The sequence below is a fragment of the Streptomyces sp. NPDC002773 genome (genome assembly GCF_040295605.1).
GTDB lineage: Bacteria > Actinomycetota > Actinomycetes > Streptomycetales > Streptomycetaceae > Streptomyces.
Map to the genome: position 1 here is coordinate 86757 of NZ_JBEOVO010000022.1, position 21542 is coordinate 108298.

Annotated in this window: 22 protein-coding genes; 14 read left to right on the plus strand and 8 right to left on the minus strand. The window is 70.4% G+C overall.

All coding sequences use genetic code 11. From position 1 onward, the window contains the following. Nucleotides 1–119: 119 nt before the first annotated feature. Together ABT034_RS24520 and mshD are read right to left on the minus strand one after the other, a co-directional pair. Nucleotides 120–929 carry an AfsR/SARP family transcriptional regulator gene (locus ABT034_RS24520; protein ID WP_351218651.1) on the minus strand — a complete coding sequence of 270 codons (810 nt, stop codon included), beginning with the start codon at nt 927–929 and terminating at the stop codon, nt 120–122. A gap of 395 nt (nt 930–1324) precedes the next feature. Continuing rightward, a complete protein-coding gene (gene mshD, locus ABT034_RS24525) occupies nt 1325–2260 on the minus strand; it encodes a mycothiol synthase (RefSeq protein WP_351218653.1) in 936 nt (311 codons plus the stop codon). A 281-nt stretch (nt 2261–2541) separates the two neighbouring features. Between mshD and ABT034_RS24530 the strand changes: the two genes are divergently transcribed. The 11 genes from ABT034_RS24530 to pstB all read left to right on the plus strand — a co-directional run bounded on the left by ABT034_RS24530 (nt 2542) and on the right by pstB (nt 14901). Continuing rightward, nucleotides 2542–4377, plus strand: a complete 1836-nt coding sequence (locus tag ABT034_RS24530; RefSeq protein ID WP_351218655.1) for a bifunctional metallophosphatase/5'-nucleotidase — start codon at nt 2542–2544, stop codon at nt 4375–4377. 159 nt (nt 4378–4536) lie between these two features. Next, nucleotides 4537–4923, plus strand: a complete 387-nt coding sequence (locus ABT034_RS24535) for a GntR family transcriptional regulator (RefSeq protein ID WP_351218657.1) — start codon at nt 4537–4539, stop codon at nt 4921–4923. Further along, complete coding sequence (locus ABT034_RS24540) at nt 4920–5780, plus strand: ATP-binding cassette domain-containing protein (protein WP_351218659.1); 861 nt, start codon at nt 4920–4922, stop codon at nt 5778–5780. Before ABT034_RS24535 ends, ABT034_RS24540 begins: the two co-directional genes overlap by 4 nt. After that, nucleotides 5777–6712 carry an ABC-2 membrane transporter-related protein gene (locus tag ABT034_RS24545; protein WP_351218661.1) on the plus strand — a complete coding sequence of 312 codons (936 nt, stop codon included), beginning with the start codon at nt 5777–5779 and terminating at the stop codon, nt 6710–6712. The genes ABT034_RS24540 and ABT034_RS24545 overlap by 4 nt, the downstream gene beginning before the upstream one ends. Before the next feature lie 187 nt (nt 6713–6899). Further along, nucleotides 6900–9179: an RNA degradosome polyphosphate kinase gene (locus tag ABT034_RS24550; RefSeq protein ID WP_351218663.1), complete on the plus strand. Its 2280-nt coding sequence runs from the start codon at nt 6900–6902 to the stop codon at nt 9177–9179. Next, nucleotides 9166–10170 carry a CHAD domain-containing protein gene (locus tag ABT034_RS24555; RefSeq protein ID WP_351218665.1) on the plus strand — a complete coding sequence of 335 codons (1005 nt, stop codon included), beginning with the start codon at nt 9166–9168 and terminating at the stop codon, nt 10168–10170. Before ABT034_RS24550 ends, ABT034_RS24555 begins: the two co-directional genes overlap by 14 nt. Further along, nucleotides 10167–10583, plus strand: a complete 417-nt coding sequence (locus ABT034_RS24560; RefSeq protein ID WP_351218667.1) for an NUDIX hydrolase — start codon at nt 10167–10169, stop codon at nt 10581–10583. The genes ABT034_RS24555 and ABT034_RS24560 overlap by 4 nt, the downstream gene beginning before the upstream one ends. Nucleotides 10584–10804: 221 nt before the next feature. Beyond that, the gene (gene pstS, locus ABT034_RS24565) at nt 10805–11947 is read left to right on the plus strand and encodes a phosphate ABC transporter substrate-binding protein PstS (protein WP_351218669.1); all 1143 of its coding nucleotides are present in this window, start codon (nt 10805–10807) and stop codon (nt 11945–11947) included. Nucleotides 11948–12054: 107 nt separating this feature from the next. Beyond that, on the plus strand, nt 12055–13029 hold the full coding sequence (pstC, locus tag ABT034_RS24570) for a phosphate ABC transporter permease subunit PstC (protein ID WP_351218671.1): 975 nt from the start codon (nt 12055–12057) through the stop codon (nt 13027–13029). Continuing rightward, nucleotides 13026–14099, plus strand: a complete 1074-nt coding sequence (gene pstA / locus ABT034_RS24575; protein WP_351218673.1) for a phosphate ABC transporter permease PstA — start codon at nt 13026–13028, stop codon at nt 14097–14099. The genes pstC and pstA overlap by 4 nt, the downstream gene beginning before the upstream one ends. A 25-nt stretch (nt 14100–14124) precedes the next feature. Then, the gene (gene pstB / locus ABT034_RS24580; RefSeq protein ID WP_351218675.1) at nt 14125–14901 is read left to right on the plus strand and encodes a phosphate ABC transporter ATP-binding protein PstB; all 777 of its coding nucleotides are present in this window, start codon (nt 14125–14127) and stop codon (nt 14899–14901) included. A 225-nt stretch (nt 14902–15126) separates the two neighbouring features. On the opposite strand, the gene ABT034_RS24585 is transcribed toward pstB, so the two are convergent. Together ABT034_RS24585 and ABT034_RS24590 are read right to left on the minus strand one after the other, a co-directional pair. Then, nucleotides 15127–16125, minus strand: coding sequence for an inorganic phosphate transporter (locus tag ABT034_RS24585; RefSeq protein ID WP_351218677.1), 999 nt, complete (start codon nt 16123–16125; stop codon nt 15127–15129). Between the two features lie 5 nt (nt 16126–16130). Further along, entirely contained in the window at nt 16131–16751 is a 621-nt protein-coding gene (locus tag ABT034_RS24590) for a DUF47 domain-containing protein (protein ID WP_351218679.1), read from the minus strand. Nucleotides 16752–16944: 193 nt separating this feature from the next. Between ABT034_RS24590 and ABT034_RS24595 the strand changes: the two genes are divergently transcribed. Continuing rightward, nucleotides 16945–17301, plus strand: coding sequence for a metal-sensitive transcriptional regulator (locus ABT034_RS24595; protein ID WP_351218681.1), 357 nt, complete (start codon nt 16945–16947; stop codon nt 17299–17301). 25 nt (nt 17302–17326) lie between these two features. Here the strand turns inward: ABT034_RS24595 and ABT034_RS24600 are convergent, their stop codons facing one another. Together ABT034_RS24600 and ABT034_RS24605 are read right to left on the minus strand one after the other, a co-directional pair. Beyond that, entirely contained in the window at nt 17327–17512 is a 186-nt protein-coding gene (locus ABT034_RS24600; protein WP_351218683.1) for a hypothetical protein, read from the minus strand. A 117-nt stretch (nt 17513–17629) separates the two neighbouring features. Continuing rightward, nucleotides 17630–18472: an SCO4651 family lipoprotein gene (locus ABT034_RS24605; RefSeq protein ID WP_351218685.1), complete on the minus strand. Its 843-nt coding sequence runs from the start codon at nt 18470–18472 to the stop codon at nt 17630–17632. Between the two features lie 131 nt (nt 18473–18603). Between ABT034_RS24605 and ABT034_RS24610 the strand changes: the two genes are divergently transcribed. After that, nucleotides 18604–18768 (plus strand): hypothetical protein, encoded by a 165-nt coding sequence (locus tag ABT034_RS24610; protein ID WP_351218687.1) that lies wholly within the window; start codon nt 18604–18606, stop codon nt 18766–18768. 38 nt (nt 18769–18806) lie between these two features. On the opposite strand, the gene ABT034_RS24615 is transcribed toward ABT034_RS24610, so the two are convergent. Both ABT034_RS24615 and ABT034_RS24620 read right to left on the minus strand, forming a co-directional pair. Next, on the minus strand, nt 18807–19529 hold the full coding sequence (locus ABT034_RS24615) for a phosphatase PAP2 family protein (RefSeq protein ID WP_351218689.1): 723 nt from the start codon (nt 19527–19529) through the stop codon (nt 18807–18809). Between the two features lie 238 nt (nt 19530–19767). Next, a complete protein-coding gene (locus tag ABT034_RS24620; protein WP_351218715.1) occupies nt 19768–20772 on the minus strand; it encodes a C40 family peptidase in 1005 nt (334 codons plus the stop codon). Nucleotides 20773–21140: 368 nt separating this feature from the next. Here ABT034_RS24620 and ABT034_RS24625 point away from each other — a divergent pair, with 368 nt between their 5' ends. After that, the gene (locus ABT034_RS24625) at nt 21141–21449 is read left to right on the plus strand and encodes a DUF8827 family protein (RefSeq protein WP_017242359.1); all 309 of its coding nucleotides are present in this window, start codon (nt 21141–21143) and stop codon (nt 21447–21449) included. Nucleotides 21450–21542 lie beyond the last annotated feature (93 nt).

The following is a 21542-nucleotide window of genomic DNA, read 5'->3' on the forward strand; positions in this document are numbered from 1 at the left end:
CCGGCACCACCCCCGCCGCCGTACCCGGCATCGCCCTCACCCCCCTACCCGGCACCACCCTCACCCCCGGCGCCGTACCCGACCCTGTGCCCGACCCCGTACCCGACGCCCCCCCGCGGTCACGCCACGGCGGGCCGGTGCGGCATTCCCCGCCCCCTGTCGTGGGGGATCACGTCCGCCATGTCGTGCTGGAGGATCGACTGCATCCGCGACTGCACGGTCGGCGTCGGATCCAGGCCGAGCTCACCGCGCAGAGCGGTCCGCAGCCGCCAGTAGACGTCGAGCGCCTCGGCCGGCCGGCCCGAGCGGTACAGAGCGACCATCAGCTGCTCGGAGAGCCGCTCGTGCAGCGGGTACAGCATGGTGAGCCGCCGCAACTCCGCGACCGTACCGGCGTGCCGGCCGCCGAAATGCTCCAGTTGGATCTTGTCCTCCAGGGCGAGCAGCCGCTCCTCGTCGAGACGGGCGGCGGCGCTGCCGCACAGCACACCGCCGCCGACGCCCTCGAGGGCGGAACCGCGCCAGAGCCCCAGCGCCTCCTCAAGAGCGGCGGCGGACCGGGCCGGATCCTTGGTCATCAGCCGGTGCGCCTCCGAGCGCAGCGACTCGAACTCCCGGAGGTCCACCGTCTGGTCGTCCAGCCAGAGGCTGTACCCCGACTGTTCGGAGACCAGCCGCTCGCGGGCGAAGCCCGATCCGCACCAGGCGTCCAAAGACCGTCTCAGCCGGGTGACGACGGCCTGCAGGGCGTTGTCGACCTGGGCTGGTAGGGCGTCGCCCCATATCTCCCCGATGAGTTGGTCCTTGGAGACGGAGGCTCCTTCACCGAGCAGGAGCAGCACCAGGAGGATGCGCTGGCGTCCCCCTCTGATGTTCGCCGGCCGACCCTGCACCCGGACCTCCAGGGGACCGAGCAAGTTGAAGCGCACCACAATTGCCACCCTTCTACCGAAAGCCGACCGACAGTAGCGAGCGTGCGACCGTCGGTGCCTGGTCAGTAGAAAACCGACGGACCGGTTTGTCAATCCTCGAACAAGCGTCCAAAGGCTGTAAACGATCGGTGCAAGGTGGGTGGGGCCCGTGAAAGCCCTGTGAGAGCGGGTGGCCCACCCCGACCTGATCGAGGGCAAGCGGCTGAAAATGTTCGTCAGAAGCGCGTCAACTTCTCGCAGGCGCCACACGCCGCGAACTCCGCGCAGGCGCCACGCGCCGCGAACTCCGCGCAGACGCCACGCGCCGCCGGCCTCGGCCGGCGGCGCTCCTGAACCCCGCGAGTACCGGGCGGCGGCGCCCGAAGCGCCGCCGCCGCCTACGACGTCGCCGCTCAGGTCTCCGTGCGGTACATCAGATCCACCTCGTGGGTGGTGAAGCCCATGCCCTCGTACACGCGCAGGGCCGCCGTGTTGTCGGCGTCGACGTAGAGCATGGCCACGGGGAGGCCCTGGGCGGCCAGGTGGCGCAGGCCGATCGCGGTGAGGGCCTTGCCGAGGCCCATGCCCTGGGCGTCGGGCGAGATGCCCAGGACGTACACCTCGCCGAGCTGTTCCTCGGCGTGGACCTTCGTCCAGTGGAAGCCCAGCAGCGTCCCGTCCGACTCGCGTTCGGCCAGGAAGAAGCCCTTCGGGTCGAACCACGGTTCGGCCTTGCGGTCGTCCAGGTCCCGCTGGGCCAGGGAGCCCTGCTCCGGGTGGTGGGCGAACGCCGCGGCGTTCACCGCGAGCCAGGCCGCGTCGTCCTGGCCGGGAACGAACGTACGGATCCGGATGCCGGGCGAGACGGCCGGCTCGGGGATGTCCAGGGGGGTCAGCGGACGGCGGAGCTGGCGGAGCTCGCGGAAGAGGGTCAGGCCCAGCACCTGCGCCAGATGGCGGGCCGCCGACTTGCCGCCGTGGGCCCAGACGCGCAGGCGCTTGCCGGACTGGGTCAGCAGGGCCGAGCCGAGCGCCCGGCCGTGGCCGCGGCCCCGCTGCGTCGGGTCGACGACCAGTTCGGCGGCCGGGGCCTCGACCGGGTCGGTGTCCTCCAGCTGGGCGTACCCCACGAGCCGGCCGGAGACGGTGAGGAGGAAGTGGCGGATGCCCTCGCGACGCCCCCCACGGAGCTGGAGGCGTCCCTGCTCGGAGACCGCCTGCATGCCGTCCGTCTCGGCGGCGGAGGCGATCAGGTCGAGGACCTCCTGGACCTGCTCCGGGGTGAGCTCGTCGACGATGTCGAAACGGCGGCCCGACTCGAAGGCTGTTGCGGGAGCTTCAGTCGTCATGCGCCGAGCCTACGGGGCCCTGGGCCGTTCAGCGGGTGTCCTCGGGGGCGCCGTCGAGTGATGGCAACCAGGTCGTAACCCGTATCCCCCTGTTGCGCTACGCGCGTTGACTCTAGGCTGCCCTCGGCAGACCAGCGGCCATGGCCTCACCGTCTGGAGCCTCCCGGGGAGGGGCGGCGACGGACGGGGTGGCGAAGCGTCAACGAACGCGCATCGCCGCTCTTCTCGCCACGACAGGGGCATCGCCGGATCCGTCGGGCATGCAGGGAAAAAGGGGACAGATGTCAGAGACTCGTCACAAGAAGCGTGCGGGGCGGCGGATACTCGCCACCGCCGCCGGGCTCGCCACCGCCGGCGCTCTCCTGGCCGCCATACCCGCCGGCGCGGCGCCGAGCGAGGAGCCGAGCAACGGCAACGGGCCGGGCAACGGCAACGGCTGGGGATACGGCAACGGCCGCACCGTCGACGTGCAGCTGCTCTCCTTCAACGACCTGCACGGCAACCTGGAGCCGCCGGCCGGCTCCTCCGGCGAGGTCTACGCGCACGGCGCCACCGAGGGCATCAAGGCGGGCGGCGTCGAGTACCTGGCCACCCACCTGCGGGGCGCCCGCAAGGGCAACCCGTACTCGATCACCGCCGCCGCCGGCGACATGGTCGGCGCCTCCCCGCTGATCTCCGGCCTCTTCCACGACGAGCCCACCGTCGAGGCCCTCAACAAGCTCAGGCTCGACGTCACCTCCGTCGGCAACCACGAGTTCGACGAGGGCGCGGCCGAGCTGTCCCGCCTCCAGAACGGCGGCTGCCACCCGACGGACGGCTGTGCGGCCGAGGGCAGGACCTTCCGCGGCGCCGACTTCCCGTTCCTCGCCGCGAACGTGACCGACGAGAAGACCGGCAAGCCGATCCTCGACCCGTACTTCATCTGGCAGCGGGGCGGCGTCAAGATCGGTTTCATCGGCGTGACCCTGGAGGGCACGCCGAACATCGTCAACGCCGAGGGCATCAAGGGCCTGAAGTTCGGCGACGAGGTCGAGACGATCAACAAGTACGCCAAGGAGCTGGAGCGCAAGGGCGTCAAGTCCGTCGTCGCGCTCATCCACGAGGGCGGACTCCCGGCCTCCGGCTCGTACAACTACGACTGCGACAGCCCGGGCCCCGGCGACGGCATCTCCGGCCCGATCGTCGACATCGCCAAGAACATCGACTCCCGGGTCGACGCGCTGGTCACCGGCCACACCCACCAGGCGTACGCCTGCACCATCCCCGACCCGTCCGGCAAGCCCCGCACGGTGACCTCCGCCGCGTCCTACGGGCGGATCTACACCGACACCACGCTGACCTACGACCGCAGGACGAAGGACATCGTCCGTACGGCCGTGACGTCCGCCAACCACGTGGTGACCCGTGACGTCGGCCGGGCGCGGGACATGGAGGACCTCATCAAGTACTGGGGCGCCCTGGCCGCGCCCATCGCCAACCGCCCGGTCGGCCACATCACCGCCGACATCGAGGGCCGCGGCTCGAAGGCGCTCGAGAAGCCGCTCGGCAGCGTGATCGCCGACGCCCAGCGGGAGGGCATGGCCCCGGCCGACAAGGGCGGCGCGCAGATCGCCTTCATGAACCCGGGCGGCATCCGCTCCGACTTCGTGCACGAGGGCCCGGTCGGGGGCGAGGCCGACGGCGTCCTGACGTACGGCGAGGTCTACACCGTCCAGCCGTTCACCAACATGATGACCGTCCAGAGCCTCACCGGCGCCCAGATCGTGACCGCGCTCCAGCAGCAGGTCAGCGGCCGCAACGAGGCGTCCCCGAAGATCCTCCAGGTGTCGGAGGGCTTCACGTACACCCTGGACCTCACCAAGACCGGCGCCGCCCGGATCGACGCCGCGTCCGTGAAGCTGGACGGCCGGCCGCTCGACCCGGCCGCCACGTACCGCGTCGCCATGAACGAGTTCCTCGCGGGCGGCGGCGACGGCTTCCCGGTCTTCGCCCAGGGTACGAACAAGCTGGTCGGCGCCTCCGACCTGGACGTCCTGCTCGGCTACCTGGCGGCCCACGCCTCGGCCGGCGCACCGCTCGCGCCTCCGGCGGCCGGGCGGATCACCATCGTGCAGTAGCAGTAACGGTTGCTCTCCTGTTGCAGGGAAGCGGGGCGGCGGGTCCTCCGGGACGCGCCGCCCCTCTCTTTTAGCTGAGGGATCTTGTGGATTGACAGGAGGCGGTCCCTTCCACCACCCTTTCACTACTTGATTAGTGAAAGGGTGGTGAAAGGGATCGTGCTCGAGTACCGCATCGACCGGCGCAGCGGCGTCGCCACCTACCTCCAGATCGTCCAGCAGACGAAACAGGCCCTCCGGATGGGCCTCCTGGAGCCCGGCGACCGACTGCCCACCGCACGCGAGGTCGTCGAAGCGACGGCCATCAACCCCAACACGGTCCTCAAGGCCTACCGCGAGCTCGAACGCGAAGGCCTCGTCGAGGCCCGCCGCGGCCTCGGCACCTTCGTCCGCGCCACCCTCGGCACCGGCCCCGCCGACTCGCCCCTGCGCGGCGAACTCACCGACTGGGCCCGCCGGGCACGCGCCGCGGGCCTCGACCGCGAGGACGTGGCCGCGCTCTTCACATCCGTACTGAAGGAACACTTCGAGGGGGACGACGCATGACCAAGGACGGGATCGCGCTGGAGGCCGATCTGCTCGGCAAACGGTACGGAGGACGAAGAGGCCGCGGCTGGGCCCTCCGGGAGTGCGGCTTCGCCCTCCCCACCGGCCGTATCTGCGCCCTCGTCGGCCCCAACGGCGCCGGCAAGTCCACCCTCCTCGCCCTCGCCGCCGGCCTCCTGCGGCCCACCGAGGGCACGATCGACGCCCCGGCCCGCGAACACCTCGCGTACGTCGCCCAGGACAAGCCGCTCCACCCCCGGCTCAGCGTCGCCGACACCCTGCGCATGGGCCGCGAACTCAACCCCGGCCGCTGGGACTCCGCCCTCGCCGAGCGGGTCGTCGAGGGCGGCGGCTTCTCCTCCGACACCCTCGTCCACCACCTCTCCGGCGGCCAGCGCACCCGCGTCGCCCTCGCACTCGCCCTCGGCAAGCGGCCCGAACTGCTGCTCCTCGACGAACCGATGGCCGACCTCGACCCGCTCGCCCGCCACCAGCTGATGGGCCTGCTCATGGCGGACGCCGCCGAACACGGCACCACCGTCGTCATGTCCTCGCACATCCTCACCGAGCTGGAGGGCTCCTGCGACCACCTCCTGCTGCTCCACGGCGGCAAGGTCCGGCTCGCCGGCCCCGTCGACGAACTCCTCGCCGCCCACACCCTCCTCACCGGACCCGTGGCCGACCTCGCCCCGCACTCGGTCGTCGAATCCCGCACGACGGGCCGTCAACTCACGGCCCTCATCCGCCGCGAGGGCCCGGTCGAAGGCCCCTGGGAGACGACGGAACCCTCCCTGGAAGACCTCCTCCTCGCCCACCTCCGCACCACCGCCACCGCCACCGAAGGAGCCCCGGCATGAGCGCACTCGCCCTGAAGGGCTCCTACTGGGTGACGGTCCGCCAGTACCGGCGGACACTGTGGCTGACGGGGGCGGTGGTGGTCCTGGCGTTGACGGTGATCGGGGGGCTGCGGATCTGGGACGCACGGTTCCGGGCCACGCACGAGGTCCCGTACGCATACGGCAGCGGCTACGACCTGCTGCGCGGAGCCATGGAGCAGTTCTCCAACGGCACGGTCGTGGTGCCGCTGCTCGTCGGAGCCTTCGTCGCAGGCCCGTTGATCGCCCGCGAGTTCGAATCGGGGACGTACAAGCTGTCCCTCACCCAGTCGATCAGCCCGAAGGCCTGGCTCCGCGCCAAGCTCGTCACCGCGACCGCCGCCGCCCTCGCGGCCACACTCGCCCTCATGGCGGTCTACCTGCTCGGCTGGGTGCGGGTCTCGGGCACCTGGAACTTCCACTGGTCGGACAGGGGACCGTACGAAGCCACCGGCACCGTCCTCGTCGCGTACGTCCTGCTCGCCGTCGCCGTCGGCGCCCTCGTCGGCCAGCTGATCCGTCGCACGCTTCCGGCCATGGCCGTCACCGGAGGGGTGGTGGGTCTGATCCTCCTGACCCTCGGCGCCTTCCGCTGGGACTTCCTGTCGGTGAAAACGATCACCGACCGTGCGTACGAGGGTGTGTCCCCCCTTCACGCGCCCGAGAACGGCATGCTCGTCGACCAGGGGCTGCTCACCGCCTCAGGGCAGCGGCTGCCGGGCTGGTTCTGCTACTCCGACTCGGTCCCTGACGGCGGCTGCCGCTTCGACGAGCCGATCGCAGCCCAGTACCTCGACTACCACCCCGAGTCCCATTTCTGGCCCACCCAACTCATCGAGACCGGCATCGTCCTCGCCCTCGCCGCCCTCGCGGCCTACGCCGCCTTCCGCGTCCTGCGCGCCCGGCACCCGTAGCGAAAGGGAACGGGCGGGGCCCGCACACGGCCCCGCCCCGTAATGTCGTCGTTACCGGCCATTCAGACGCGCTTGCGACGCTCACGCAATGAAGCGCTCCGTGTCCGCTCTCCCCAAAGGGAGACTTCCCTCCCCCACGGCCCGCTCCGACGCGCCTGAGCCGCCCCCCGCGCGGAAGAATAGGGGCATGAGCCAGCAGCCTGCCGAGGTCCCGGTCCAGTCCTCCGCCACGCCGAACGCCCAGGCGTCCGCCACGCCCGGCACCGCGCCCTCCCCCCAGCCGTCCGTCGGTTCCATCGCCGCACACCGCGCGCAGGTCGTCAACGGCACCGTCGTGACCGACCTCGACCCCGACCTGGACGCCGACCCCGACACGTACGAGGACGACGGCGCACTCGGCGACGAGCTGCCGCAGGGCCGTTTCCTCGACCGGGAGCGCAGCTGGCTCGCGTTCAACGAGCGCGTACTCGAACTCGCCGAGGACCCGACGACCCCCCTCCTCGAACGAGCGAACTTCCTCGCGATCTTCGCCTCGAACCTCGACGAGTTCTTCATGGTCCGGGTCGCGGGCCTCAAGCGCCGCATCGCCACCGGCGTCGCCACCCGCTCCGCCTCCGGCCTCCAGCCCCGCGAGGTCCTGGAGCTGATCTGGACCCGGTCGCGCGAGCTCATGGCCCGGCACGCCGCCTGCTTCCAGCAGGACGTGGCCCCGGCCCTGGCCGACGAGGGCATCCACCTGATCCGCTGGCCCGAGCTCACGGAGAAGGAGCAGGCACGGCTCTTCACCCTGTTCCGGCAGCAGATCTTCCCCGTCCTCACCCCCCTGGCCGTGGACCCCGCGCACCCCTTCCCGTACATCTCCGGCCTGAGCCTCAACCTCGCCGTGGTCGTACGCAACCCGGTCAGCGGCCACCGCCACTTCGCGCGCGTGAAGGTGCCGCCGCTACTCACCCGCTTCCTTGAGGCGTCCCCGCAGCGGTACGTGCCCCTGGAGGACGTGATCGCGGCGCACCTGGAGGAGCTGTTCCCCGGCATGGAGGTGCTCGCGCACCACATGTTCCGGGTGACCAGGAACGAGGACCTGGAGGTCGAGGAGGACGACGCCGAGAACCTGCTCCAGGCCCTGGAGAAGGAACTCATGCGGCGCCGCTTCGGCCCGCCGGTGCGCCTGGAGGTCGAGGAGTCCATCGACCCGTACGTCCTCGATCTCCTCGTGCGCGAGCTGAAGGTCTCCGACGCCGAGGTCTACCCGCTGCCGGGCCCGCTCGACCTGACCGGGCTCTTCGGGATCGCCGGGCAGGACCGGCCCGAGCTGAAGTTCCCGAAGTTCATCGCCGGCACCCACCGGGACCTGGCCGAGGTCGAGTCGGCGTCGCCGCCGGACATATTCGCCGCGCTGCGCGAGCGGGACGTGCTGCTCCACCACCCGTACGACTCGTTCTCTACGTCCGTGCAGGCCTTCCTGGAGCAGGCGGCCGCCGACCCGGACGTCCTGGCGATCAAGCAGACGCTGTACCGGACCTCGGGCGACTCGCCGATAGTGGACGCCCTCATCGACGCCGCCGAGTCCGGCAAGCAGGTCCTCGTCCTCGTCGAGATCAAGGCCCGGTTCGACGAGCAGGCCAACATCAAGTGGGCGCGGAAGCTGGAGGAGGCCGGCTGCCACGTCGTGTACGGCCTCGTCGGCCTGAAGACCCACTGCAAGCTGTCGCTCGTCGTACGGCAGGAGGGCGAGCTCCTGCGCCGCTACTCGCACGTCGGCACCGGCAACTACCACCCGAAGACGGCCCGTCTGTACGAGGACCTCGGCCTGCTCACGGCCGACCCGCAGGTCGGCGCGGACCTCTCCGACCTGTTCAACCGGCTCTCCGGCTACTCCCGCCGCGAGACGTACCGGCGGCTGCTCACGGCCCCCAAGTCGCTGCGGGACGGCCTGGTCTCCCGGATCACCAAGGAGATCGTCCACCACCGCGCGGGACGGCCCGCGTACGTACGGATCAAGGTCAACTCGCTGGTCGACGAGGCCGTCATCGACGCCTGCTACCAGGCCTCGAAGGCCGGCGTACCCGTCGACATCTGGGTCCGCGGGATATGCGCCGTACGCCCGGGGGTGACCGGCCTCTCGGAGAACATCCGGGTCCGTTCCATCCTCGGCCGCTTCCTGGAGCACTCCCGGGTCTTCGCCTTCGGCAACGGCGGCGAACCCGAGGTGTGGTTCGGCAGCGCCGACATGATGCACCGCAACCTGGACCGCCGGATCGAGGCCCTCGTACGGGTCTCGGACCCGGGCCACCGGGCTGCGCTCACCCGGTTCCTGGAGACCGGGATGTCCGACACCACCTCCTCCTGGCACCTCGGCCCCGACGGGAACTGGACGCGGCACGCGACCGACCCCGAGGGACGGCCGCTGCGGCACGTCCAGGAGATGCTCATCGACGCGCGGAGGCGCCGGCGTGCACAACCCTGACCTTTCGCAGGACGTCACGGCGGGCGAGGTCCTCGCCCCCTACCTGCACGCACGTGCCGCGGACTTCCTCCGCGGCCTCCGGCTCCACGCCGAGAGCGGCTCGGACACGGCCGGATCCGAGGAGGCGACCCGTACGCTGCGGGGCGCCGCCCGCCGGATCAGCGGCACGCTCCACACGTTCCGGCCGCTGCTCGACCAGGCCTGGGCGGACCAGCTGCGCACCGAGCTGGCCTGGCTCTCCGGCACCCTGGCCCTGGAGCACGCCTGCACCTCCCGCCTCGTCCGGCTGGTGGACGCCCTGTCCCGCCTGTCGAACGCATCGAACGGCGCGGGCGGCGGGGGCGGGCCGGTACCCGCCGCCCGGGGCGGCGACGCGGCCGGGCTCAGCGTCGGCGCCGCCCGGGCCGGCGCCCTCCTCGAACGCCAGCTGACCCTGGCCCGTACGCGCGCCCACTCGGCGTCCCTCCAGGCCCTCGGCTCGGCCCGCTTCCACGCGGTCGCCGACGCCGTCGCCCTCCTCGCGTCCGAGGTCCCGCTCGGCCCCGTGGGCATGGCCCCCGCGGTCGAGGTCCTGGACGGCCCAGCCGAGGTCGCGGAGCGGCGCCTCCTGGACGCGGTGGCCACCCTGCCCCTGACGCGGGCGGCCCACCCGTACAACGCGGACGCCCTCGGGCTCGCCGCCGGGGAGGGCCAGGACGCGCCCTGGCACCAGACCAGGCTCCTCCTCCGCCTGCACCGGTACGCCACCGAGGCCCTCCACACCGGCGGCGAACCCGAACCCGTCCTGTACGAGGCGGCCCGCGCCCTGGACCGGCACCGCGACGCCGCCGAGGCCGCGACGGCCGCCGCCACCGCCGCCCGCACCCCCCGCATCGCCCCGGCGACCGCGTACGCCCTGGGCGTCCTCCACGCCGACCAGCGCCACGAGGTCGAGGCCTCCCGCTTCGCCTTCCAGCGCGCCTGGCACAGAACGACGGCCCCGGTCCCATGACCGACCACCGAGGCCCGATCCTCGCAGCCGGCTGCGTCCTGTGGCGCCCGGCGCCTTCCGGCCACGGCATCGAGATCGCGCTCGTCCACCGGCCGAAGTACGACGACTGGTCGCACCCCAAAGGCAAGCGGAAGCGCGGTGAGACGGCGGAGGCGTGCGCGCTGCGCGAGGTCCTGGAGGAGACGGGCCAGCGCTGCGAGCCGGGCGCCCGTCTGCCGGTGGTCCGCTACACGGTGGACGGGCGCCCCAAGGAGATCACCTACTGGGCGGCCCGCGCCCTGGGCGGCACGTTCACCCCGACGAAGGAGGTCGACGCGTTGCTCTGGCTGAAACCCACCGCGGCGAGAGCCCGCCTCACCCAGTCGAGAGACCGCGAGCTCCTGGACACGGCAGTGGCGACTTCACGCCATTGAGCGTCCCCCGCCGCCCCCCGCCAAGGCCTCCGCACCGGGGCTTACGGCACGGTTCACTTCCCGTTCACCCTCTTCGGTCGACGGCTTCACCTGTTCTGCCTAATTTCGGACGTACACGGTGCTCGGAGCACAGCGACGCACCACCAACCGACACACGCCGCCGTAGAACGTTCAGGACACTCGGTCCGCGACAAGGCGGCTTCTGGAAGGAACACCCGAAAGTGAAGCTTTCGCGCAAGAACGGGCTTCGCGCCTCTGCGATCGGTGCCCTCGTCGTCTCCGGTGCGCTCGTCCTCTCGGCGTGTGGCTCGGACGACAACACGGCGACCCCGGCGAAGGAGGGCGGCACCAAGTCCGCCACCGCCGCGTCGAGCATCGCGTGCGAGGGCGCCAAGGGCCAGCTCCTCGCCGCCGGCTCCAGCGCGCAGAAGAACGCGATGGACCTGTGGGTCAAGAACTTCCAGGCGGCCTGTGAGGGCGTCGAGATCAACTACCAGGGCATCGGCTCCGGTGGCGGCATCACCAAGTTCAACCAGGGCCAGGTCGCCTTCGCGGGCTCCGACTCCGCCCTGAAGGAGGAAGAGGTCGCCGAGTCGCAGAAGATCTGCAAGGGCGGCAAGGGTGTCAACCTCCCGATGGTCGGCGGCCCCATCGCCATCGGCTACAAGCTGGAGGGCGTGGACAACCTCGTCCTGGACGCCTCCACCATCGCCAAGATCTTCGACAACAAGATCACCAAGTGGAACGACCCGGCGATCGCCAAGCTGAACCCGGGCGCCAAGCTCCCCGACAGCACGATCCAGGCCTTCCACCGCTCGGACGAGTCCGGCACCACCCAGAACCTGGGCAAGTACCTCTCGACCGCCGCTGCGGCAGACTGGAAGCACGACCCGAAGTCGAAGTCGTGGCCCGCCCAGGGCGGCCAGGCCGCCAACGGCTCCTCCGGCGTCGCGACCGCCGTGAAGGACGCCGAGGGCTCCATCGGCTACTTCGAGCTCTCGTACGCCACCGCGAACAAGATCTCCACCGTCAGCATCAACACCGGCGCGGCCGCCCCGGTCGCCGCCACCTCGGAGAACGCCTCCAAGGCCATCGCCGCCGCCAAGGTCAAGGGCACCGGCAACGACGTCGCCCTCTCCCTCGACTACGCGACGAAGGCCGAGGGTGCCTACCCGATCGTCCTCGTCACCTACGAGATCGCCTGCGACAAGGGCAACAAGGCGGAGACCCTGCCGACCCTGAAGGCCTTCCTCAACTACACCGTGAGCGAGGAGGGCCAGAAGGTCCTCGCCGACGCCGGCTACGCCCCGCTCCCGGCCGAGATCGCCGCGAAGGTCCGCGCGATCGTCCCCACCCTGTCCTGACCCCCGGCCGGGCCCGGCCCCTCCTCCAGGGGGGCCGCGCCCGGCATCCGGTGCACCGCCGCCAGGAGCCCTCACACCCGTAAGGGCACCGCAGACCGGAGAAGCAGATGGCTACCACCACACCAGACATACAGAGGAGCCGGCGCGCCAAGAGCGCGTCCCGCCCCGGGGACCGCATCTTCAGCGGTCTGTCCCGAGGCTCCGGCATCACCCTCCTCGTGATCATGGCCGCGATCGCCGGCTTCCTCACCTACCGTGCCGTCCTCGCCATCTCGAAGGACAGCACCAACTTCTTCACCACCTTCGAGTGGAACCCGGCGGGCAGCCCGCCGGTCTTCGGCATCGCCGTCCTCGCCTTCGGCACGGTCGTCTCGTCGATCATCGCGATGCTCATCGCCGTGCCCGTCGCGATCGGGATCGCGCTCTTCATCTCGCACTACGCGCCGCGCAGGCTGGCCAAGCCGCTCGCGTACGTCGTCGACCTGCTCGCCGCCGTGCCCAGCATCATCTACGGCCTCTGGGGCGCGATCTTCCTCGTCCCGTACCTCGACGGCCTGAACCTCTGGCTCGACGAGTACCTGGGCTGGACGTACCTCTTCGACAAGGCCAACGAGGGCCCCGCCCGGTCGCTCTTCACCGTGGGCATCCTGCTGGCGATCATGATCCTGCCGATCATCACCAACGTCACCCGCGAGGTCTTCCTCCAGGCCCCGAAGATGCACGAGGAAGCCGCCCTCGCCCTCGGCGCCACGCGCTGGGAGGTCATCCGCATGTCGGTGCTGCCCTTCGGCCGCTCCGGCATCATCTCCGCCTCCATGCTGGGCCTCGGCCGCGCGCTCGGCGAGACCATGGCCGTCGCCGTGGTCCTCTCCCCCAGCTTCCTGATCTCGGGCCACCTGCTCGACCCGGGCGGCGGCACCTTCGCGCAGAACATCGCCGCCAAGTTCAACGAGGCCAACGAGTACGGCCGGGACGCGCTGATCGCCTCCGGTCTCGTCCTCTTCGCCATCACCCTGCTGGTCAACGGCGCCGCACGCTGGATCATCGGCCGCCGCAAGGAGTACTCGGGGGCAGCGGCATGAGCCACGCCATTCAGGATCGTCCGGTCACCGCGGCCCCCCGCCCGGGGTCCCTCTCCCACGCCCGGCTCCCCCGCTGGACGCCGGCCGCCGTCGCCGCCGGCTCGATCGCCGCGGCGATCGGCATCGGCCTCGCCGCCGGCTGGCACAGCAAGGTCCAGTGGGGCATGATCGCCGCGCTGATCTTCGTCATCGCCACGTACGCCGTGACCACCAAGGTCGAGGGCAGCCGCCAGGCCAAGGACCGCGTCGCCACCAGCCTCGTCTGGGTGTGCTTCATCCTCGCCGTCGTCCCGCTGCTCTCCCTCGCCTGGGTCACGATCAGCAAGGGCATGGGCGTCCTCGACGGCTACTTCCTGAGCCACTCGATGAACGGCGTCCTCGACGCCGAGGCCGGCGGCGGCGTCTACCACGCGCTGCTCGGCACCATCGAGCAGGTCGGCATCGCGACCGTGATCGCCGCGCCGATCGGTCTGCTCACCGCCGTCTACCTCGTCGAGTACGGCGGCGGGAAGCTCGCCCAGGCCGTCACCTTCTTCGTCGACGTCATGACGGGCATCCCGTCGATCGTCGCCGGCCTCTTCGTCCTCGCCACCTGGAACCTGATCCTGGGCTTCGGCCCCTCCGGTTTCGCCGGCGCGATGGCCCTGTCCATCCTGATGATGCCGGTCGTGGTCCGCTCCACCGAGGAGATGCTCAAGCTCGTCCCGAACGAGCTCCGCGAGGCCTCCCTCGCCCTCGGCATCCCGAAGTGGCGCACCATCCTGAAGGTGGTCCTGCCCACCGCGATCGGCGGCATCACCACGGGCGTCATGCTCGCGGTCGCCCGTATCACCGGCGAGACGGCCCCGGTCCTGCTCCTCGTGTTCGGTACGAAGCTCATCAACCCGAACCCCTTCGAAGGCGCGCAGTCCTCCCTGCCGCTCTACGTGTACGAGCAGTTCGCGGTCGGCACCGACGCCGCGATGGCCCGTGCCTGGGGCGCCGCGCTCGTCCTGATCGCCTTCGTCATGATCCTCAATCTGGTGGCCCGCGGCATCGCCCGCTGGAAGGCCCCGAAGACCGCCCGCTGACCAGCGGCAATTGGAAGTGATTCACATGGCCAAGCGAATCGACGTCAGCGGCCTCTCCGCGTACTACGGCGCCCACAAGGCGATCGACGACATCTCGATGACCGTCGAGCCCCGCTCCGTGACGGCCTTCATCGGCCCGTCCGGCTGCGGCAAGTCCACCTTCCTGCGCACCCTGAACCGGATGCACGAGGTCACCCCCGGCGGCCGCGTCGAGGGCAAGGTGATGCTGGACGACGAGAACCTGTACGGGACGAACGTCGACCCGGTCGCCGTGCGCCGTACGGTCGGCATGGTGTTCCAGCGCCCCAACCCCTTCCCCACCATGTCGATCTTCGACAACGTGGCGGCGGGCCTGCGCCTCAACGGCAACTACAAGAAGGCCCAGCTCAACGAGATCGTCGAGAGGTCCCTCAAGGGCGCCAACCTCTGGAACGAGGTCAAGGACCGCCTCAACAAGCCGGGCTCCGGCCTCTCCGGCGGTCAGCAGCAGCGTCTGTGCATCGCCCGCGCGATCGCGGTCGAGCCCGACGTCCTGCTGATGGACGAGCCCTGCTCGGCCCTGGACCCGATCTCGACCCTCGCGATCGAGGACCTGATCGGCGAGCTGAAGGAGCGCTTCACGATCGTCATCGTGACGCACAACATGCAGCAGGCCGCCCGCGTCTCGGACCGTACGGCCTTCTTCAACCTGGCGGCCGTCGGCCAGCCCGGCAAGCTGATCGAGCTGGACGACACCGAGCGCATCTTCTCCAACCCGAGCGTCCAGGCGACCGAGGACTACATCTCCGGCCGCTTCGGATAAAGACCGTCCTACGGTGCTGCATGGCGGTGCCACCGTAAGACGAAGGGCCCGGCTCCCCCACAAGGGAGCCGGGCCCGTTTCCGTACGTACGACATGCGTCAGCCGAAGAACAGCTGCACCACGTAGAAGCTCGTCGCAGCGACCAGCGCCGCCGCCGGCATGGTGATACTGCATCCCCCGGGAGATAACCCCCGGACCCCCAGCAGCACCCCGCGGCGCCGAGCCTCAGCCGAAGAACAGCTGCACCACATAGAAGCTCGTCGCAGCGACCAGCGCCGCCGCCGGCATGGTGATGAACCAGCCGAGGATGATGTTCTTGGCGACACCCCACCGCACCGCGTTGACCCGCTTGGTCGCGCCCACGCCCATGATCGCGGAGGTGATGACATGGGTCGTCGAGATCGGCGCGTGGAACAGGAACGCCGAGCCGAACATGATCGACGCGCCCGTGGTCTCCGCCGCGAAGCCCTGCGGCGGGTCCAGCTCGATGATCTTCCGGCCGAGCGTCCGCATGATGCGCCAGCCGCCCGCGTACGTACCGAGCGAGAGCATCACGGCGCACGCGACCTTCACCCACACCGGGATGTCGTCGCCGACCTGCTGCACGTCGGCGATGACCAGGGCCATCACCACGATGCCCATCGTCTTCTGCGCGTCCTGCAGACCGTGACCGAGCGCCATGCCGGCCGCCGAGACCGTCTGCGCGATGCGGAAACCGCGCTTGGCCTTGTGCGGGTTGGCCTTGCGGAATATCCACATGATCCCGCACATCACCAGGTAACCGGCCACGAGACCGACCACCGGCGAGATGAACATGGGGATGATGACCTTGTCGAGCACCCCGCCCCAGATGACCTCCGTGCCACCGGCGAGCGCCGCGCCCACCATGCCGCCGAACAGCGCGTGGGAGGAGGAGGACGGCAGACCGAAGTACCAGGTGACCAGGTTCCAGATGATCGCGCCGACGAGCGCGGCGAAGAGGATGCCCATCCCCTTGTCGCCGTGCGGCGTCTCGATCAGACCCTCACTGACGGTCTTGGCGACCCCGCTGCCCATGAAGGCACCGGCGAGGTTCATGACCGCCGCCATCGCCAGCGCGGCCCGGGGGGTCAGCGCCCGCGTCGACACCGAGGTGGCGATGGCGTTGGCGGAGTCGTGAAAGCCGTTCGTATACGTGAAGCCGAGCGCGACACCGATGGTCACGATCAGAGCGAAGGTGTCCACGAAGCTCAGGACTCCTTGACCGCGATGGTCTCCACCGTGTTGGCCACGTGCTCGAACGCGTCGGCCGCCTCTTCCAGCACGTCGACGATCTGCTTGAGCTTGAGCACCTCGATGGCGTCGTACTTGCCGTTGAAGAGCTGGGCGAGCAGCTTGCGGTGGATCTGGTCGGCCTGGTTCTCCAGCCGGTTGACCTCGATCCAGTACTCGGTGAGGTTGGCCATCGTCCGGAGGTTCGGCATGGCCTCGGCGGTCAGCTCCGCCGCCCGGTTCAGGACCTCGATCTGCTGCTCGACGCCCTTGGGAAGTTCCTCGACGTTGTAGAGGACGACCAGGTCGACGGCCTCCTCCATGAAGTCCATGATGTCGTCGAGGGACGACGCGAGGTTGTAGATGTCCTCGCGGTCGAAGGGCGTGATGAAGGAGGAGTTCAGCTGGTGGAAGATCGCGTGGGTGGCGTCGTCGCCGGCGTGCTCCGCTGCCCGCATCCGCTCCGCGATCTCGGCCCGGGCGGAAGGCTCCGCTCCGAGCAGTTCCATCAGGAGCTTGGAGCCCGTGACGATGTTGTCCGCGGAGGCGGCGAACATGTCGTAGAAGCTCGTCTCCCTGGGGGTCAGACGAAATCGCACGTGAGGTCCTCGGGGTGCTGGGTTTCGGTCAGGCTGATGCTAGGCGCATCATCCGGCCACGGCTAACCGGCGTCCTCTCAGTGTCGCCCATCAGGCACAGTGAACTGCACGGGCCCCCGCCCGGATCGGCGGGGATCGGTACCATATACCCACGAGGGGTATACACCCCCTTAATGGACAACGGGAGGACGCCATGACGACCACCGAGACGGACCAGGTCACCCCCGAGGCCGTCGAGGCCGTCGGGCCGGCCGACCACGAGCACGGCGTGCACGGCTACCACAAGCAGAAGGACGAGCACCTCAAGCGGCTCCGCCGGATCGAGGGCCAGATCCGCGGCCTCCAGCGGATGGTCGACGAGGACGTCTACTGCATCGACATACTCACCCAGGTCTCCGCCTCGACGAAGGCACTCCAGTCCTTCGCGCTCCAGCTCCTCGAGGAGCACCTGCGGCACTGCGTCGCGGACGCGGCGGCCAAGGGCGGCGACGGCATCGACGCCAAGGTCGAGGAGGCCACGAAGGCCATCGCCCGCATGCTGCGCACCTGACGCCGGGCCCGGCGGAGCCGTACCGTCAGAGATCCTCCACGGCCCGCTCCGCCGCCACCCGCAGCACCTCGTCGATCCGGTCGGCGCTGAGCCGTTCCCCGTCGGCGGTCGAGGCGGCGATGATCAGTTCGCCGCAGAGTTCGATCTCGGCGAGGGCGACGCAGTCCGGGTCTGCGGGCACGGTTGCTGTACCGGGCGGGGCCACACGCATCCACCTCTTCCTGCCGGCGTCGGTCTCCCAGCGGTCTCCCAGCGTAGGGAGGACGACACGGACCGCGCATGACACGTCCGGACCATTTGCCGATGGCCCCCGCGGCAGCGGCCCAGGTCAGACCTTGATCTTCCCGGCGTAGATGTCCCGGCGGTCCGGCAGCACCACCTCGACCCGGACCCCGAACCCGTACAACAGGGTCGTCGACGCGACCGCGACCGTACGGCCCTGGTTGCTGAAGCTGAACTGGTGGCGGACCTTCCGCAGCCGCCCCTCCCCGTCGAGGTACGCGTCGAAGGGCACCGAGTCCTTGGCGAACCCTTTCGCCGCCGCGGCGAGCGCCCCGCGCAGCTGCGGCGAGGCGGCCCTGGCGGCCTCCGCCATGTCGGCGACCCCCCGGTAGTGGCTGACTTTCACCCCTGCCAGCTCGACCTCGCCGAGGTACGCGACCTTCCGGGCGCCCCGGAGCAGCTCCGCCGCGGCGGCCGGGTCGGTGGCCCCGCCCGTGACGAGGTTGCCGTCGTCGAGCGTGGTGGTGTCGACGCGGACCCACTTGTCGGCGGGCACCCCGGCCCCCCTGTTCTTCATGTAGAGGGCGCCGGGGGTGAGGAGCTCGGTGATCGGCCGGTGCCCGCTGGACCCCGCGGGGTCCTTCGGCAGCACCACCTGGAGCCGTCCGGTGCGGCGCCGGAAGTCGTAGCCGCCCTCGCCCCGGATGGTGACCCTGGTGCCGCCCGTGGCCATCTCCATGGAGGTGCTCGCCTTGGCGGTGCCGGCCTTCGTCAGGACGTCGGCGGCGTTCCGTACGGCGAGCGCGGGATCGACCGCGGGCTTCGGGTCCTCGGGGGCCGCGCACCCCGTGACCGCCGCGGTCCCGACGAGGGAGCCGACGAGGACGGCGGTGACGGCGAACGCCCCGCCCCCGCGACCGTGCGGACGCCCGTACCGCTGCACCACCATCGCCTGCCAACCCCCAACGCCGCACCGCTGTCCGCCCGGGTCCCGCCCTTCCGCGGTCCCGCGGGCACCGGGGACACCCGATCCGCATAACGACGGCCGACGCGTGCCGTCACGCGCAGTACGGTGGTGGTGTGCACGCGCAGTCCAGCCCCCACACCGCCACGACGACGGAACGCGGCTCGTTCGCGTTGGCACGGTGCAGCTGCGGCTGGACGGGCCCGGCCCGCCGGTCCCGGGACCGCGCCCGTACGGACGCGGCGGACCACGTCCGTACGACCTCCGGCGCGGAGGCCTAGGGCTTCTCCGGCCATTCGCTCCGGTTCAGCCCACCGGATCAGGCCGCGAGGTCGTTCCGGTCGGAGTCCGCGGTCGGGCCGCCGATACGGGGCTCGGGGATGCCGACCGCCTCCGGGCGCCGCGGCCCCTCGGCCCGGCCGGAGCGGACGAGCCGGGCGCCGAGGCCCGAGCGGGCGACGGCGGAGACCACCGGGGTGAGCAGGGCGAGCGCGAGCGGGGCGAGGAGCAGCGCGACCGCCGTACCGAGGGCGAAGCCGCCGATCACGTCGGTCGGGTAGTGGACGCCCATGTAGACCCGCGCGAAGCCCTCGGCGAGCGCGAGGCCGATGGCCGCGAACCCGAACCTGCGGTGGGCGACGAAGACACCGACGCCGAGGGCCATCGCCAGGGTGGCGTGGTCGCTGACGAAGGAGAAGTCGGTCTTCCCCTCGATGAGCACGTCGAGCCCCTGGTGCTCCTTGAACGGCCGGGGGCGCTCGACGAAGCCGCGGATGGGGATGTTCACCAGGAGGGCGACGCCGGCGGCCAGCGGGGCCCAGACGAGCCCGGCGACGGCCGAGACGGAGTCGGCGAGGGTGCCGCGGCGGCGGACGCTCCACCAGCACCACAGGCAGACGAGAGCCAGCGCGAGCATGATCCCGTACTCGCCGACGAACTCCATGACGCGGTCGAACCACGGCGGTGCGGCCTTGGCCAGCCCGTTGATGTCGTAGAGCAGGCTGACATCGGGGTTCGAACCGTCCGATGCGAGTCCAGCCATCTGCTGCGGCCCCTTGCTCTCGTGTCTGGTGGTTTCCAACCCCCGTGGTCAGCGTGGTCGGATCAGGGAACGAACCGCCTGAGGCGTACGTTCCGCTCTCTCCGGTGGATCATGATGACGTTATCGAAGAGTGACGGCGTGCCGCAGCTCAGGGCCTCTGCATGACGGAGAGTTCCGGCCATGTCCGGTACGACCCACGGCCCGGCGCCCCGACGACCCGACGGTCCGTCTGCTCGGCTCAGGCCCCCGGGAGATGGGTCGGCAGCGCCGCCGCGCCCTCCGCGGTGACCCGGGTCGCGCCGAAGTAGTCCGGGGTGTCGATCCGGTCGAAACGGATCACCGCCCCGGTGCGCGGCGCGTCGATCATGTACCCGCCGCCGACGTAGATGCCGACGTGACGGATGGTCCGGGAGTTGGTCAGGTCGTCGGAGAAGAAGACCAGGTCCCCGGGGAGCAACTCGTCCCTGCTCGGGTGCGGACCGGCGTTGTACTGGTCGTTGGCGACGCGCGGCAGATCGATGCCCACGCTCTCGTACGCCGCCTGCGTCAGCCCGGAGCAGTCGAACCGGCCGTTCTGCGCGGCCGTGCCCGTACCGCCCCAGAGGTACGGGGTGCCGAGCTTCTGCTGCGCGTAGTGGATCGCGCCCGCCGCCTGCCGGGAGGGCTCGACGCGGCCCAGGGGCCGGGCGAAGCTCTTCTCCAGGGACCGGATGATGCGGACGTAGTTCTGGGTCTCGGTGTACGGCGGAATCCCGCCATGATTGATGACCGCGTACGCGCCCGCGTTGTACGCGGCCAGCATGTTGTCCGTCGGGTCGCCCGGCACCTTCTTCACGTAGCCGGCGAGTTCGCAGTCGTACGAGGCGGCCGAGGGGATCGCGTCCTCGGGGTCCCAGACGTCCCGGTCGCCGTCCCCGTCGCCGTCCACGCCGTGACCGGCCCAGGTGCCGGGGATGAACTGGGCGATGCCCATGGCGTCGGCGGGGGAGACGGCCCGCGGGTTCCAGCCGCTCTCCTGGTAGAGCTGGGCGGCGAGCAACGCCGGGTTGATGGCGGGGCAGAGGTTCCCCCACCGCTGCACGAGCCCCTGGTACAGCGCGGGCACCGCACCCTTGGCCAGCGCCACGGTGCCGTTCTTGGAGCCCCCGGCGCCGCCGACGAGACCGGCCGCGGCGGAGAACGTGCCGACGACGAGCAGGGCGACGAACCCGAGACAGACCCCGATGGCACCCCCGGCCACCAGCCACCCCTTGCCAGCCCTACGCACCGTCAACCACCCCTCGGCCCATGGCAGTACGCCCCGCCGACCGAGTCTAGGCGGCGGGGGCCCCGTGGGGACGTCCGCCGGTTCGACGCGGCCCCAAGAGTGCAACAACGACAATCATTGCCCGGAGTCACTCTCCGTGATACACAGAGTGACCATACGCGTCTTCGCATGGAAACCGGCCACACCACCGCAGGTCAAGACGGTCAGACCGGTCAAGTGTGCGGGGATCGGGTAAAGAGACCCGTCAAGCCGTCGCACACGGGCGGTTTCATCAGCGAAGATAGGACGATGACCCATGCCGTCCGGCAGGGGCAACTAACTACCCAACAGGGGCGGTGAGTTACATGTACCTGGCGGCAGAGAAGGGCGACATCACCACCATCATCGGTGGAATCGCCCCGAACTGGGGGCCTTTCGGCAGTCTGGGCGCAGAAGCCAAGATCATGATCGAGGTCGTGATGGCCGTGGCCATCCTGCTCTGCCTCGGCATCGCCATCTGGGGCGCGGCCAAGCAGCGCATCGGCGCGACCGCCCTCCGCGACACCTTCAGCGCGGAACAGGGCAAGGGTCTGATCGTGGCCGGTCTGACCGGCGTCTTCATCATCGGATCGCTGGGGACGCTGTTCACGATCGTGTACGGGATGGCCGTCTGATACCCCGTCGGACCCCGTCCTCCTGAGATTGCGTTCCCTGATGTCCAGTCACGTTGCAGCACTGCCCGTACCGCGAACCAGTGAGGGGGCGTA

Excerpts from the sequence above, each read along its gene's own strand:
- ABT034_RS24540 (WP_351218659.1), top strand. The coding sequence starts at position 4,920 with ATGACCAAGGACGGGATCGCGCTGGAGGCCGATCTGCTCGGCAAACGG.
- ABT034_RS24625 (WP_017242359.1), top strand. The coding sequence starts at position 21,141 with ATGTACCTGGCGGCAGAGAAGGGCGACATCACCACCATCATCGGTGGA.
- mshD (WP_351218653.1), bottom strand. The coding sequence starts at position 2,260 with ATGACGACTGAAGCTCCCGCAACAGCCTTCGAGTCGGGCCGCCGTTTC.
- ABT034_RS24530 (WP_351218655.1), top strand. The coding sequence starts at position 2,542 with ATGTCAGAGACTCGTCACAAGAAGCGTGCGGGGCGGCGGATACTCGCC.
- ABT034_RS24545 (WP_351218661.1), top strand. The coding sequence starts at position 5,777 with ATGAGCGCACTCGCCCTGAAGGGCTCCTACTGGGTGACGGTCCGCCAG.
- ABT034_RS24600 (WP_351218683.1), bottom strand. The coding sequence starts at position 17,512 with ATGCGTGTGGCCCCGCCCGGTACAGCAACCGTGCCCGCAGACCCGGAC.
- pstB (WP_351218675.1), top strand. The coding sequence starts at position 14,125 with ATGGCCAAGCGAATCGACGTCAGCGGCCTCTCCGCGTACTACGGCGCC.
- ABT034_RS24550 (WP_351218663.1), top strand. The coding sequence starts at position 6,900 with ATGAGCCAGCAGCCTGCCGAGGTCCCGGTCCAGTCCTCCGCCACGCCG.
- ABT034_RS24560 (WP_351218667.1), top strand. The coding sequence starts at position 10,167 with ATGACCGACCACCGAGGCCCGATCCTCGCAGCCGGCTGCGTCCTGTGG.
- ABT034_RS24595 (WP_351218681.1), top strand. The coding sequence starts at position 16,945 with ATGACGACCACCGAGACGGACCAGGTCACCCCCGAGGCCGTCGAGGCC.
- ABT034_RS24605 (WP_351218685.1), bottom strand. The coding sequence starts at position 18,472 with ATGGTGGTGCAGCGGTACGGGCGTCCGCACGGTCGCGGGGGCGGGGCG.
- ABT034_RS24615 (WP_351218689.1), bottom strand. The coding sequence starts at position 19,529 with ATGGCTGGACTCGCATCGGACGGTTCGAACCCCGATGTCAGCCTGCTC.
- pstC (WP_351218671.1), top strand. The coding sequence starts at position 12,055 with ATGGCTACCACCACACCAGACATACAGAGGAGCCGGCGCGCCAAGAGC.
- pstA (WP_351218673.1), top strand. The coding sequence starts at position 13,026 with ATGAGCCACGCCATTCAGGATCGTCCGGTCACCGCGGCCCCCCGCCCG.